15 protein-coding genes are annotated in these 13,354 nt (G+C 63.0%); 4 read left to right on the top strand and 11 right to left on the bottom strand.

Annotation, left to right across the window (positions count from 1 at the left end; all coding sequences use genetic code 11):
• Positions 1–3 precede the first annotated feature (3 nt).
• Entirely contained in the window at positions 4–342 is a 339-nt protein-coding gene (locus AB1451_07510; protein ID MEW6682758.1) for an FmdB family zinc ribbon protein, read from the top strand.
• Positions 343–352: 10 nt separating this feature from the next.
• Here AB1451_07510 and AB1451_07505 read toward each other — a convergent pair whose 3' ends face one another.
• A complete protein-coding gene (locus tag AB1451_07505; protein ID MEW6682757.1) occupies positions 353–958 on the bottom strand; it encodes a YqgE/AlgH family protein in 606 nt (201 codons plus the stop codon).
• Positions 959–1,021: 63 nt separating this feature from the next.
• Positions 1,022–1,429 carry a hypothetical protein gene (locus AB1451_07500; protein MEW6682756.1) on the bottom strand — a complete coding sequence of 136 codons (408 nt, stop codon included), beginning with the start codon at positions 1,427–1,429 and terminating at the stop codon, positions 1,022–1,024.
• Positions 1,430–1,560: 131 nt separating this feature from the next.
• Here AB1451_07500 and AB1451_07495 point away from each other — a divergent pair, with 131 nt between their 5' ends.
• Positions 1,561–1,899, top strand: a complete 339-nt coding sequence (locus AB1451_07495) for a hypothetical protein (GenBank protein MEW6682755.1) — start codon at positions 1,561–1,563, stop codon at positions 1,897–1,899.
• Positions 1,900–1,939: 40 nt separating this feature from the next.
• Here the strand turns inward: AB1451_07495 and AB1451_07490 are convergent, their stop codons facing one another.
• The 3 genes from AB1451_07490 to leuC form a co-directional block, all read right to left on the bottom strand.
• Positions 1,940–2,167: a hypothetical protein gene (locus AB1451_07490; GenBank protein MEW6682754.1), complete on the bottom strand. Its 228-nt coding sequence runs from the start codon at positions 2,165–2,167 to the stop codon at positions 1,940–1,942.
• A gap of 69 nt (positions 2,168–2,236) precedes the next feature.
• The gene (gene leuD / locus AB1451_07485) at positions 2,237–2,830 is read right to left on the bottom strand and encodes a 3-isopropylmalate dehydratase small subunit (GenBank protein ID MEW6682753.1); all 594 of its coding nucleotides are present in this window, start codon (positions 2,828–2,830) and stop codon (positions 2,237–2,239) included.
• A 2-nt stretch (positions 2,831–2,832) separates the two neighbouring features.
• Positions 2,833–4,227, bottom strand: coding sequence for a 3-isopropylmalate dehydratase large subunit (gene leuC / locus AB1451_07480; GenBank protein ID MEW6682752.1), 1,395 nt, complete (start codon positions 4,225–4,227; stop codon positions 2,833–2,835).
• Positions 4,228–4,721: 494 nt separating this feature from the next.
• On the opposite strand from leuC, the gene AB1451_07475 reads away from it, so the two are divergent.
• Entirely contained in the window at positions 4,722–5,255 is a 534-nt protein-coding gene (locus AB1451_07475) for a hypothetical protein (GenBank protein MEW6682751.1), read from the top strand.
• A gap of 157 nt (positions 5,256–5,412) precedes the next feature.
• Complete coding sequence (locus AB1451_07470; protein ID MEW6682750.1) at positions 5,413–6,816, top strand: NADH-ubiquinone oxidoreductase-F iron-sulfur binding region domain-containing protein; 1,404 nt, start codon at positions 5,413–5,415, stop codon at positions 6,814–6,816.
• 57 nt (positions 6,817–6,873) lie between these two features.
• Here AB1451_07470 and AB1451_07465 read toward each other — a convergent pair whose 3' ends face one another.
• The 6 genes from AB1451_07465 to AB1451_07440 form a co-directional block, all read right to left on the bottom strand.
• Positions 6,874–8,508, bottom strand: a complete 1,635-nt coding sequence (locus AB1451_07465; GenBank protein MEW6682749.1) for a diguanylate cyclase — start codon at positions 8,506–8,508, stop codon at positions 6,874–6,876.
• Between the two features lie 4 nt (positions 8,509–8,512).
• The gene (locus AB1451_07460) at positions 8,513–8,887 is read right to left on the bottom strand and encodes an FHA domain-containing protein (GenBank protein ID MEW6682748.1); all 375 of its coding nucleotides are present in this window, start codon (positions 8,885–8,887) and stop codon (positions 8,513–8,515) included.
• A 205-nt stretch (positions 8,888–9,092) separates the two neighbouring features.
• Positions 9,093–9,377 (bottom strand): hypothetical protein, encoded by a 285-nt coding sequence (locus AB1451_07455; GenBank protein ID MEW6682747.1) that lies wholly within the window; start codon positions 9,375–9,377, stop codon positions 9,093–9,095.
• A 239-nt stretch (positions 9,378–9,616) separates the two neighbouring features.
• On the bottom strand, positions 9,617–9,877 hold the full coding sequence (locus AB1451_07450; protein MEW6682746.1) for a hypothetical protein: 261 nt from the start codon (positions 9,875–9,877) through the stop codon (positions 9,617–9,619).
• 142 nt (positions 9,878–10,019) lie between these two features.
• Positions 10,020–11,486, bottom strand: a complete 1,467-nt coding sequence (locus AB1451_07445; protein ID MEW6682745.1) for an HD domain-containing phosphohydrolase — start codon at positions 11,484–11,486, stop codon at positions 10,020–10,022.
• On the bottom strand, positions 11,486–13,204 hold the full coding sequence (locus AB1451_07440) for a HEAT repeat domain-containing protein (protein MEW6682744.1): 1,719 nt from the start codon (positions 13,202–13,204) through the stop codon (positions 11,486–11,488). The genes AB1451_07445 and AB1451_07440 overlap by 1 nt, the downstream gene beginning before the upstream one ends.
• Positions 13,205–13,354 lie beyond the last annotated feature (150 nt).

Here is a 13,354-nt window from a genome sequence, read left to right as displayed (position 1 = left end):
TGCGTGCCGATTTACGAATACGAATGTCAGACGTGTCACCACCGCGTCGAGTTGATCCAGAAGGTCAGCGACGCCCCGCTGGCGGAATGTCCCAAGTGCAAAGGCGTCGTGAAGAGACTGATCGCCCCGCCCGCGCTCCAGTTCAAGGGCTCCGGCTGGTACATCACGGATTACTCGGCGAAAGGCAAGAGCAAGACCGACGACGCGCCGGCCGACAAGAAGGCTGAGGAGAGCAAACCGTCGAGCGCGCCGGCTGCCACCAGCACCCCCGAGAAGAAATCAGACGGAGGCGGCGGGTCGTCCCCGCCGTCGTCCAAGTCCGAGGGCAACGCCTCGTCCTGACGCCCCGGAATCAGATATATTGCTCTGACGTCCTCCGGATCATTTCCCTCCAAATCACATCGGCGTCGCGATCGAAGACAACCGTCGGATCCGCCGGGACCACCCGCCAACTTCCGCGCGTGATTTCGTCGGCAAGCTGTCCGGGCGCCCATCCCGCGTAACCCGAGAACAGCCGAACCGCGGTGTTGGGATCGTGGCTCTTTAACGCGTCGATCAGGACGTCCAAGGACTGACTGAAGTACACGTGGTCGAACACATGATCGGCGTGGTCCGGCCTGGCCAACGAACGCACGAGCAACAACAGGACGCCCCGATCCACCGGCCCGCCGAGGTGAAGCGTGTCCGCCAGCTCCGCGAGATCTTCATGATCCTCCAACAGGTGTGACAATGGAGTGGTCGTGGGGCGGTTGATGACGACGCCCATCGTGCCCGTGGCATTATGGTGCGTGATCAAGATGACCGTTTCACGAAAGTTGGGGTCGCGGAGCGATGGTTCGGCGATAAGAAACAGCCCTTTGCCGAGCTTGACCGGTTCGGCCTGCACGCGGTCGGTCCCCGCAAGCGTCGCCGCCAGCAGTGCCGCGATCACCGACCACCGGGCGGCCTTCGACGTCACCGGTTGCGGCGCCCCGGTCCGACGGGATCTGCGCCTTCGGGTCCACCTTGGGACCGACACGATTCAGTTCCTCCCGAACCACTCGTCCGAAGAGATCGGTTCACGACCGGCTTCCTCCCAATGCCGCTTCGCGGGCGGGCGTCCGCCCACCGCGTGAGCCGCAGTGATCAGCGACAGGCCCGCGACGATGAGAAACACCGAGACCGGGATGAACCCGAGGACCCCGGTCAAGACGACGTGAGCCGCGGCATACGATTTCGGATGCACCAACCAGGAGGTATTCAGGTCGACAAAGTCCAACACCAACCCGAGCAACGGCTTGGAGAGCCACGTCCCGAACTTGACGAACACGTAGACCTGCCAGCCGAGAATGAGAACCCCGGCCAGACACAGGAAGACCCCCGCCATCCCGGTCCAGATGACGAACAGACCCATCAGCGTATGGCGTCGCTCCCTGGAACGGAACGACATGGGGCGCTCCGCGGAAAGAGGCTTTCATTATGCCCCAACCAAGAACCCGACACCAGGCCTCACGCGAGCTTGCTGGCGGGGGTTCGGGGCTATATAATCGGCGTCACGACATCGGTGCCGGAGATGAGCGCATGACCGTGTTTGATTTGATCAAACGTTTCCGCGAGATTCCGCCGGACCTGCACAGCGAGCCCGTTCTGGAGCAATTCGCGGAAACCTTCGACGAATTCCTCAAGGTCGCAAACAAGCCCAGCAACTGCTCGACACAGTACGACGCGGGCAACTACTACTATCTGAAGCTGATCGCCCCGCTGGGGATCTATGGATATCGTCTCTGCACGCGAGACGACTGCTTGCAACAGGTGCGGGACCTGATCGACCAGTACCGGACCGACCCCGCGGCTTTCAGGGCCGGCCTGATTCCACCAGGCACCGCAGCCAAGGAAGTTCGCGGCCCGGGGTGTTCCTAGCCGGTGGTGGGAGGAAGATGCGAGACGCGGATCGGTCCGCTCAGCGTCTCGAAGGACTCCCGATATCGGCCGCTTCTTCCGGAACCGGCTGATTCGGCCCGGGAACAAGGCCCGCCAGATCCGGGTCCTCACCAGGCGCTATTCCCGACAGGCTTTTCGCTTTTTCCTCTTTACGGGCCAACTGCCTCGCGGCCTTCTCCTGGTGCTTCTTTTGCCGCTTCATCTCTTTCTGACGTTTTTCAAACCGTGCTTTCGCGTTTCCCGCCATTCAAGATCTCCTGATTTTAGGTCATAGCCACCAAGGACATGAGAATCCCCGGAAGCCCGCACTACCCGCTCACGCCATTGCGTGGCGCTGTTCGAAACGTTTGATTTTATCCTCGTGTTGCAGCGTCAGTCCAATATCATCGAGGCCGTTGAGCAGACAGTGCCGGCGGAACGTGTCGACCTCGAACGGGTAGTGGAGGCCGTCCGACGACGCCACCGCCTTCTTATCGAGATCCACCCGCAGGCGATACCCCGGCGTGGCGCGGACGCGTTGGAAGAGCGCCTCGACCTGGTCTTCGCTGAGGCGGATCGGGAGGATCCCGTTCTTGAAACAGTTGTTATAGAAGATGTCGGCAAACGACGGCGCAATCAGGCAACGCAACCCGTAATCCAACAGCGCCCAGGGCGCGTGTTCCCGGGAAGAGCCGCACCCGAAGTTCGCGCGTGTTAGGAGAATCGACGCCCCCCGGTAGCGGTCGGCGTTCATCTCAAAATCGGGGTTGGGTCGCCCGCTGTCGAGAAATCGCCAATCATAGAAGAGAAACTGTCCGAACCCGGTTCGCTCGATGCGCTTGAGGAACTGTTTGGGAATGATCTGGTCGGTGTCCACGTTGGGCAGGTCGAGCACCGTGACCAGCCCATCGAGCGTGCGAAACGGTTCCACGGTCAGTTCTCCTTGACGTCGTATTGGCGGATGTCCACGAAGCGACCCTCCAGCGCCGCTGCGGCCGCCATCAGAGGGCTCACCAGGTGCGTCCGCCCGCCCTTGCCCTGTCGGCCCTCGAAGTTGCGGTTCGACGTCGAGGCGCAGCGCTCGCCGGGGTTGAGCGTGTCGGGGTTCATTCCCAGGCACATGGAGCAACCCGATTCGCGCCAATCGAATCCGGCTGCCTGGAAGATGCGATCCAGCCCCTCCTCCTCGGCGCGGTGCTTGATCGCCTGCGACCCAGGCACCACCATGGCGTAGACCTTGGACGAGACGCGCCGACCATCGACAAACCGCGCCACCCGGCGCAGGTCTTCGATCCGCGAGTTGGTGCACGAACCGATAAACACGCGGTCCACGCCAATCTCGGTGATGGGCATGCCGCCGCGAAGCCCCATGTACTCCAACGCCCGCTCGGCCGCCTTGCGCGCGTTGGGGTCCGCGAACTGGCCGGGATCGGGCACGCGGCCGTCGACGCCCACCACCTGTCCGGGGTTCGTGCCCCAGGTGACCTGGGGCGTGAGGACCGTGGCGTCCAGCCGCAACGACCGGTCAAAGGCTGCACCCGGATCCGACGGCAGTTGCTTCCACCGCACTATGCCCGCGTCGAAGTCCTTGGGGACGTAACGTCGGCCTTTGAGGTAGGCGAAGGTCTTCTCGTCCGGCGCGATCAGGCCCGCCCGCGCCCCGGCTTCGATCGACATGTTGCAGACCGTCATCCGCTCCTCCATCGAGAGGGCGCGGATTGTGTCGCCCGCGTATTCCACCACGGTCCCGGTGCCGCCGTCGGTGCCGATCCTCCCGATGATGGACAGGATCACGTCCTTGGCTTCGACGCCATACGGTCGCCGGCCGTTGACCTCGATCAGGAAGGTCTTGGGTTTGTCTTGCAGCAGGCACTGGGTGGCCAACACGTGTTCGACCTCGCTGGTGCCGATGCCGAAGGCCAATGCGCCGAACGCGCCGTGCGTGGACGTGTGGCTGTCCCCGCAGACGATCGTGAGGCCGGGCAGCGTCAGCCCCAGTTCCGGGCCGATCACGTGGACGATGCCTTGGTCGGGACTGTTCAGATCGAACAGCGTGACGCCGAACTCCCGGCAATTCTTGGCCAGCGTCTGCATCTGAAGCGCGGAGATCTGGTCGGCAACCGGCAGGGACCGATCCGTGGTCGGGACGTTGTGGTCCATGGTCGCAAACGTCAAATCCGGCCGTCGCACGCGCCGCTTGGCCATACGCAGCCCGTCGAACGCCTGCGGCGAGGTCACTTCGTGAATCAAGTGGCGGTCGATGTAGATCACGGACGGCTGGCCGGGCTCTTCGTGCACCACGTGCGCGTCCCAGATTTTTTCGACCATGGTCCTCGGCTTCGTCACTCCCATCCCTCCGATTCAAATCGAAACGTGGGCTATTATCGCACAAGCGCCGAGGCAAAAGCAGCCTCGCCGAGGGACGGACGCGGAGGATGCAGCGGGAAAAATTCGATCGCGCTCACCTCGGACGCTGTGATATAGTTTTGTGCGCGAGGGGAGTCACTCCTCCCCGAGTCTCCCACAGGGGGAGGCGTCCCACCAACCGGACAACGGCGGTCCGGGGCGTGGGAGCCCCGGGTCTGGGCCCGAGGGCCGCGGTATCGCGCCGAAGAAAGGAGGTGGTCCAGTGGGCAGTACCAACCCTACGGCGAGTGAGGTGGCGGCGTCCTAAGCCACGCCCCTTTCTTCGGCGAAGCTGGGACGTAGGCCCCAGCGCCACCGAACCCGGAAGCGCGGACGCCGGAGCCGCGTCAGGATCACACGATCCGCTTCCGGGTTTTCGTTTGCCATCCTCACGTCGTGTGCCCTATATTATTTTCATGACGAGGTCACGTCGGGTGCGGGCCGTGGGCCTGCTGGTCGCGTGGAGCATCGGTGCCTGGCTCGCCACGCCCGAGTCCACCGCTCGCGCCGCTCCCATCTATCGCGGTTTTCTCTCGCTCCAACTCGGCATGCCGATCGAAACATTCATCGCGACGACCCCGACTGCGGAGATTCAGGGAGAAGCGGGTGAACGGGTTTTTGCGATCACCCACATGCCCAACGACCTCGAGGGGGTCATCGTGGCCTTTGCCCAGGACCGCCTCTCACGCATCGAAGTCACCTATTCTGCGGCCTATTCCACCCGCACCTCGTGGGAGGAGTTCGTGGCCATGGCGGTACGCAAATACGGATCGGGCTTTCACCTCCCCACCCCCGGGGGCGAAGTGGAGATGTGGGACGACGGGCGCACCACCCTGATCTTGGAGCGACACCCTCTGACCCCTGATGCTCAGACCTACGGGCTGACGCTGCAAGACGACGCCGTGGCTCTTGAACGAGGGAGGAGCTGCGCCCCTCGGATCGAGGTGTAATCCCTGATTGACTTCCACCCAACATCTCCATTATCCTATGCGCCTTCCGCTGTCTGCCGAACCCTGCTGGGCTTGAGTCTGACGCGGCTAAGGTATGGTCTGGTGCAATCGACGGCGTGCCGACTTTGTCGGCCGCGCCGATCACGAGGAGGCCCCGGTGCCCGGATATCTGTTACCCGAGAAACCCATCACCTCCGCTGAAGAGTATGCAAAAACCGGCGGATGGAAGGGGCTTGAACGCGCCCTTTCCATGTCCCCGGAAGCGGTGATCGACGAAATCAAGAAGTCCGGTCTGCGCGGGCGCGGGGGAGCCGGATTTCCCACCGGGATCAAGTGGGCCGGCACCCGGCAGAAGGAGTCGCCGGACGGCAAGAAGTACCTTGCCTGCAACGGAGCCGAGGGCGAACCGGGGACTTACAAAGACCGCCCTCTGATCTTTCTCAACCCCTACCAGTTGATTGAAGGCGTGGCGATCGCGTCGCTGACCATCGGCGCGGACAAGGCGTTTATCTGCCTCAAGGAGATTTTTCACCCCCAGATCAAGCGACTGAGCGAGGCCATTGCCGAGTGCGAAATGAAAGGTTATCTGGGGCCGAACGTGCTCAACTCCGGTCGGGGAGTCCAGGTCGAGCTCTCGATCGGCCCAGCCACGTACCTGTACGGCGAAGAGACGGCCATGTTGGAATCGATCATGGGGAACGCCGCGATGCCCCGACAGGTCAAACCCTTTGAATGGGGGCTGCCGTTCTCCGGCGGGGGCATCGCCTCTCCCGTGGTGGTCAACAACGTCGAGACCTTGTCCCATGTCGCCCACATCATGCGAAACGGAGCGGACTGGTTTAAGGCCATCGGGCCGCCGCGAAGCCCCGGCAACTTCATCTGGACCGTGTCCGGCGACGTCGCCAAACCGGGCTTTTACGAACTCCCGATGGGCACCACCATGGCGCAACTTCTCCAGACCGCGGGTGGGCCGAAACCGGGGCGGAAGTTCAAGGCGGTGTTCCCGGGCGGCCCCTCCTGCGGGTTGCTGACACCCGACAAGTTCGACACGCCCCTGGATTTCGACTCACTGAAAAAGGTGGACTCGGGGCTCGGTTCAGGTTGTGTCATCGTGTACGACGACACGGCGTGCATGGTCCACGTGGCGTACAACTTCTCGCGGTTCTTCTCCAATGAAAGCTGCGGCCAGTGTTTTTCCTGCAACTGGAGCACCAAAGAGATCACGCGCCTGATCCTGAAGATGGAGCAAGGCACCGGGGTCGAAGACGACATGGTCGAGGCGTGGGAAATCACCGAACGGATGCCCGGTAAGGGCCGCTGCTTCTTGATCAACGCCGAGTCGATCATCGTTCGCAGCATCCTGAAACACTTTCCCGAAGAGTTCACCAACCACGTGGGAAAGCCCTGTCCCACGCCCCGAACGCTGCCCATTCCCAAAATCCTAGAGTTCGACGGGAAAGATTTCGTCTACGACACGATGGACAGCGAGTTGCGGTGGGTGTCGGGTTCGCCGTTCCCGGTGCTCGTTTCCGACGACCACCAGTTCCAGCGCCGGATTTAGCGGTCCGCTGTCGCAGGACGTGCGCCGGGCTTCCGGCGTCTGGTGAGAATCGGTCAGTCAGGCGGCGTTCGCCGCCGGTTCGGGCAGAAGGGCCTGCGGACGGCCGGTCAGGAACCCCTGGACCACGAAGATCCCGATCCCCTTCATCGCGGCCAACTCCTGTTCGGTTTCCACGCCTTCGGCGATGACCCCTTCGGTCGCATACATGCGCAGCGCCTGCAGCAGATGTTTGAGGAATCCCTTGAACGTATCCGATGACACGGCCTGCAGCACCAGCGAGCGGTCGATCTTGATGTACTCAGGGTTCAGACGCGCCACCAGCGGAAGCGATACGAATCCCTCGCCGAAGTCATCGATCGCAAACTTATATCCCTGAGCCCGCCACTTCATCGCCGCCGACAGGTAGCCCGCCACATCGGGCAACACCGTGCGCTCCGAGATCTCGAGGATCACGTCCATCCCTTCCGGCTTCGCGATCGGCTCCAACCGCTCCAACACCCGCAGATCGACATTGAGGAAGATTCTCCTCAGGCTCGCGTCGCGGCCCGCTCGTAGCTGTTCCCTGAAACAGATGGCCTTGAGGTCGTCCAGTTGTCCCACCACGTGATATTTTTTGAACAGCTCGGCGACGCTGAGCCGCCCTTCGGGGTCCCGGCTCAGTGCCTCGTAGCCCAGGACCTGATTCGACCAGACATCGACGATCGGCTGAAAAACCGCGGTGACGGCCTGTGCGTCAAGCCGGTAGTGCTCGTCGCCGATGTGAAGTCTGTCACCGGTCTTTTTGGCAATGTAGAGCGCGCGGTCCGCAAGCCGGATCAATTGGTCCACGGATTCTCCGTGGGTGGGGAAGACCGCGATCCCGATGCTGATGTCGAACCGGATGCCCCGCACGTCGCTCAACCGTCGAACCGCCCGCTGGATACGTTGGGCCACGATGCGGCCGCCGGCCTCGTTGGTCTCCGCGAGCACCACCACCATTTCGTCCCCGCCCCATCGAACGATCAGGTCGCTTCCACGCGTTGACGACAAGACGGCGCCCGCCACGGTCCTCAGGACTTCGTCGCCGACCTGGTGGCCGTGCGCGTCATTCACGGATTTAAAGTAGTCGAGATCGCACATCAGAAACGCGACGCCGTGCCGGTTGCGGCTCGCGCGCGCCAGTTCGATGTCGATCCGCTCGTCGAAAAATCGACGGTTGTACAAGCCGGTCAATGCGTCGCGAATCGCCTGCTCGGCCAACAGTTGTTCGGCCAACTTCTGTTCGGTGATGTCGCTGATGTACCCCTCCACCGCCGTGAGCGCACCACGCCGGCTGAAAAGACCGCGCCCGTGCTCGGACGCCCACCGAACTTGCCCGGACGCGGTGCGTAACCGATACGCAACGTGGAAGACCCGCTTGGCCCGCAGCGCTTCCTCGATCTCCCGTTCCACGGATGACCGATCGTCGGGATGGATCAACCTCTGCCGCACCTCGGCGTCGGGCAACATGAGGTCGGAAGGCCGATACCCGGTCAGTTCGGCACAGCCGCCGCTGACAAACTCCATGGTACCGGCCTGATCGGCCCGGCGACGGTAGACCATACCGGGGAGGTGACCGAGCAGCGCGAGCAGTTTGCTCGGAGAGGCAATGACGCGGCGGCCGCGCGTCCCGCGACGGCGATTCGACGACCGCACGACGGACCGACTTCCCACGACGTCAGCGCGTCGTCGCGCGGACGCGGTTCCAAATAAACTGGAACACGCAGGCGCCGATCTGGAAGACATCACCGTGGCTCAACACGGCCCGATCGAGCTTGAGATTGTTCACGTAGATGCCGTTTGCACTCTTGAGGTCGGTCAAGACGTATTCGCTCGCCATTCGCACGATCTCGGCGTGCCGCCTGGACACCTCGCGCTGGTCGATGACGATGTCGGACTGCGGGTCCCGTCCGACCGAGTACTGATCCGCGGTCAATGCAAACTCGCGACCCTCCAATGGTCCACTTAACACGCGAAGCAGCGGGTACTGCGGCTCCGGGCTCGGCAAGTATGGATGAGAGAAATCCGGCCGAATGGTCTGTTCAGGATCCAACCCAACTCCGGGATCGAGGCGCACTGCCGTCTACAACTATAGGGGGGAATCTGATGCTGTCAACCGGCGGGAAATCGCTTCCGGGAGGGAAGTCAGGTACGACAGGGGCGGTTGACAACCGGGTGTTCACCGCGGCCCCCCGATCCCCCCTCCCGTGAGAATCGGCCGCCGCCCCTGTCGTACCGTTGGAGGCTCGCTAATGCCGCTAACCGCCGAACTCGCCGCCCACCTTGGCGGCTTTCACGATCTGCGCGGTCTTGCCTTCGGCTTCCACCGAGACGTTCGCGCCTACCTTAACGTCACCCTCCACCTTGGTGTCTTTGGTGATCTCGAGCGCGTGCACCATTCCCTGCGTATCTTTGACCGCGATCGTTTTTCCTACTTCGTACTTCGTCACCTCGCCGCTGACCATCGTCATCCCCGCGTAGGCCGCGACGGAAAGAGCGAGCACAGCCGCCATTGCGCAGAGGCTCGTTGTCCACTGTTTCATCCCTGATCACCTCCCCCTTGCCCGCGGTGCAGAGCACAGGGCGTGCCACGTTCAGGCAAGCTCGAAAACCGCCGACACAGCGAGGGTTATGAAAGTCAGGGCACGAAACCGATGGGCGGTTCCGCCCGAAATACGGCGTTCAGGCGCCGTATTTCGGGCAGTTAGGTTGGGCTGGATTAGGGAAAAACCGGGGCGGACCCAATGGGTCCGCCCCGGAACCGATTTACCTGAAAGATCGACTATTTCCTCTTGGTTGTAGTCTTTTTCGCCGGCGCGGGCTTCGGTTTGGACAACTCCGCCACCTTCTTTTCCAGGTCCCCGACTTTGGCCTGAAGGTCCGCATTCGCCTTGCTCAATTCATCGGCCTTGGCCGCCAACCCGTTCTTTTCCATGGTCAACGAGTCTACTTGTTGTTTGAGGCTGGCGTTCTCTTCCTTGAGTTTCTTCGATTCACATCCCGTTAAAGGCAAGATCATGAGCGCGGCGATCAACGGTACCATCACGAGCTTCTTCATCAGTCACGTCACCCCCTCTCCCTCATTCATTTATTTTCGAATCGTCACGGGCGCGGAACACACGTCGCAAAACGGGCATACCCATACCACCCCGGCCTGGGAGAAATCAAGGTGAGGCGTGGATGCGTCAGCAAAAATACCGAGCGAGGTCGATACCGAGCGACTGGGCGTCGCTCGTGTCCACGATCCGTCGGATCGGACGAGCGTCATGGTCCGCGAGATCGATCATTTCTCCGTCCAGGTCCGTTCCTGCGGCGCCGCGAATCACCTTGACCATCGGGTGCGCGCGGCGGTCCGGCGACGGATGGCTCCCCACCACGACCCCCACCTCGCCGGTGTCGAACCGGACAATGGTCCCCACCGGGTACACGCCCATGCAGTTGGCGAACACCTTGAGCAGCAGCGGATCGTAGACGGTCCCGGCTTTGGCCACCATCAGGCGGAGCGCCTTGTCGGGCGCGAGCGGGACCCGGCTGTACACCCGCGAGGCGGTCATCGCGTCGTAGCAGTCCACCAGCGAGATGATGCGCCCGAACAACGTCAGTTTCCGCGGCTGCGCCAGCTTGGGGTAACCGGACAGGTCGTAGTTGAGATGGTGCTCGAACCCCGCGATCACGATCTTGGTGGACACGTCGTCGAGCCCTTTGAGGCGCAAGAGACTCTTGACGCCGAGTATCGGGTGTCGCCGGATCACGCGCCATTCCTCGGGCGTGAACGCGCTCCCCTTGTTGAGGATCTCCAAGGGAATGTCGGCCTTGCCCACGTCGTGAAACAGCGCGGCCACACCCAGTTCGGACAGGTGCGCGCGGTCGTAGCCCAGGCGTTGGCCCATGGTCAGGGCCAGGATGCAGACGTTGACGCAGTGGCTGTAGGTGTATTCGTCGTGGCTGCGCAACGTGGCCAGCCCCAACAAGGTGTTTTCGTCCTGGAGCATGAGGTCCACCAAGCCCTGCACCACCCGCTTGGATTTTCGGACCCCCACCGCCTGCTTGAGCTTGACGCTTTCCATGACTTCGCCCACGGCCGAGATCGTGCGAAAGTACGTGCGCTTCGCCACCGCCTTGTGGCTCTCGCGTTCGCGAGCGGGCTTCCCGCGCGACGAGGCCGGCGGCGCGAGTTCCACATGCGACACCCCGCGCTCGCGCAGCACGACCGACAGCTCGTCCATGGTCGCCGGCGACCCAGTGGCCCACAGGCGCGCGAACTCGATGACTTCCTCGACGCTGATCATGGGATCTAATCGAATGCTGCCCACGCCTCGTTTCCGCATCTCGGCCATGAGCTCGGTAAATCCGATGTAGCCTTCCAGATCCATCTTGAGTCGGAAGTCATCCAGATAGAGATGATCCCCGTCCTGCCGCAAGACCGGCTCGCCGCGCCATTCGTCGATCTCAGCCACGGTCTTGACCAACCGTTCCGCCGGCTGATTCAGCGCCACGTTCCCGGCCAGGTGGATGTGGGCGGTCTTGAGCAGGATGTGGATCTGGTAGACCAGACGTTTGCCGATACGGTGAAGGTTCTCGTCCCGAATGCGGCTGCCCTTGAGCGCTTCGAACAACTTGGGCGCGGCGTTTTGAGCGGCCCCGGCCTTCATCACGCGGCCCGTTCCAACTCGCGCAGGGCGCGACGCGCCTCGTCGCTCACCGGTCCACGGCGCGCCGCAGCGTCTCGCAGCAGAGCGGTCGCAGCCGGCGTGCCGATGCGTCGAGCCGCCGCCACCGCGTGACGAGCGCGGGGATCGTGGCGCGTCACGAAGATCCACGGCCACGCGCGTTCCGGCGTCAAGTATCGGGCGATGAGTGGTAGCGCGGCGTCAGCCCCCACCGCGGCCAGCGCGTCGAACCACTCGCGCTGCTCCACCTCGCTGCGATGGACGAACGCGTGGTCCGCGATCACGTCGGACAGCGCGTTGAACAGCCCGGGCCACGCGTGCCGGCGCGCCAGTTTGAGGGCGTGCAGCCGCACGCCTTCGTCCGCATCGTTCAACCATTTGGGGAGCGCGTGTTTCACATGTTCCACGCCCAGCGCGTCGATGGCCTTGAGCGCCTCCCTGCGGATCCGTACCTCGGCATGACGCATCGCAGTTTCCAACGCCGGCATCGCGCGAAGGTCCTTGACCGACCCGAGCACGTGGATCAGGTTCCGCGCCACGTACCACGGCGCGGAGGGAAGTCCCAGAAGAATCGCCTCCACGCCTTCCGCCCCGAACGCTTCGAGCGCGTCGCACACCATCCGTCGCCCCGTGGCCGTCTGCGCGCGTTCGAGCAACGTGATCAACGCCTCGACCGCCGCCGGCGGGAGGACGCCCATGTAGGCGGCCAATGCGTCGCGGTCCCACGTGCCTGGTTGATTGAGCGCCTCTTCGAGCACCGCCACGCGCTCCCAGCGCCCGAGTTGGGTCCACACGACCCGAATGAGTTCTCGGCTACGCTCCGACACCCTGGCTTCGTCGTCACGCAGCGCGAGCAGCCTCGCGACGATGTCTCTGGCGCGAATGAACCGGCCCTGTCGCACGCACGTGGCCACGATATCGTCCAGCACTTGCAACACTTCCAGAAACGACTGCTCGTCATCGTCCAGCGCAAGGATCGACACCAGGATATCGATCAACTGTTCCACGTAGTCCTGCGCGGTGTCGTCAGTCACCTGTTGCTGCAGCGAGGCGATCTCTTCATCCGTCAGCGTGAACACGACGCTGCCCGAATCAATCGGCGTTTCGGGAATCAACTCTGGTTCCGGAACCGAAGGAGCGGATTCCGTGCCGGAGGTCGGCCGATCCGCGCCGGCCAGCGCAGCGGTTGGCGCCGGCAAGGACGAGAGCCCTGGGTTACTGGTCTCCGGACCGTCCTGGACTTCCGCGACCTGGTAGGTCACGTGCGGCAGCGCTAACTCCCACAACCTGGTCACCATATCGCTGTCCAACGGCCGCGACTCAGCAGTCAACACCCCCAGCACGGCATCGAGTTCTCCCCTGGTCAGTCCTTGGTGTAAGACGAGCTCTCTCAGCCCGTCCGAAGAACACCGAAACGCCAGGTTTTCGAATCGGGTGGGTTCCTCATAGACCGGGGTGGTCCCGACCAAGAACTCATACCCTCGGATCGTCAGCGGGAGGTTCCCGTGTTCATCCAGGTGTCGCGCCAGTCGCGTCGCGAACTCGTCGCGAAAGCGGCGACAAATGTCATGCTCAGGGAGGTACATCTTGGAGGCTTTGACGGCCTTGGTCAGCGCCCGCATGACCTCGCGGGCCGACTCGACCAACTGGGGATCGTCGGGATCCGACGTCGGCGAGGAACCCGACGGGGCAGACTGCACGGTGTCGCTCGCCATAGTGTGCTAGAAAGACCTGCGCGGGCCGGAAACCCTTGCCCAGCCTCGCGCAACCGGGGCAAGTATATCCGCGGGCAAAGGCGTGTCAACGCTGACGCAGGGTTCACGCAAACCCAACGCGCTTGACACTGTCCG

Source organism: Nitrospirota bacterium, from assembly GCA_040757335.1.
In the GTDB taxonomy this organism is placed as follows: Bacteria; Nitrospirota; Nitrospiria; order 2-01-FULL-66-17; family 2-01-FULL-66-17; genus JBFLXB01.
This window is presented reverse-complemented; position numbering and strand designations above follow the sequence as displayed.

What these genes read in the sequence shown, in the direction of transcription:
- AB1451_07500 (MEW6682756.1), bottom strand. Translation starts at nt 1,429, where the DNA reads ATGTCGTTCCGTTCCAGGGAGCGACGCCATACGCTGATGGGTCTGTTC.
- AB1451_07445 (MEW6682745.1), bottom strand. Translation starts at nt 11,486, where the DNA reads ATGAAGGCCGGGGCCGCTCAAAACGCCGCGCCCAAGTTGTTCGAAGCG.
- AB1451_07450 (MEW6682746.1), bottom strand. Translation starts at nt 9,877, where the DNA reads ATGGTACCGTTGATCGCCGCGCTCATGATCTTGCCTTTAACGGGATGT.
- AB1451_07495 (MEW6682755.1), top strand. Translation starts at nt 1,561, where the DNA reads ATGACCGTGTTTGATTTGATCAAACGTTTCCGCGAGATTCCGCCGGAC.
- leuC (MEW6682752.1), bottom strand. Translation starts at nt 4,227, where the DNA reads ATGGTCGAAAAAATCTGGGACGCGCACGTGGTGCACGAAGAGCCCGGC.
- AB1451_07490 (MEW6682754.1), bottom strand. Translation starts at nt 2,167, where the DNA reads ATGGCGGGAAACGCGAAAGCACGGTTTGAAAAACGTCAGAAAGAGATG.
- AB1451_07475 (MEW6682751.1), top strand. Translation starts at nt 4,722, where the DNA reads ATGACGAGGTCACGTCGGGTGCGGGCCGTGGGCCTGCTGGTCGCGTGG.
- AB1451_07455 (MEW6682747.1), bottom strand. Translation starts at nt 9,377, where the DNA reads ATGAAACAGTGGACAACGAGCCTCTGCGCAATGGCGGCTGTGCTCGCT.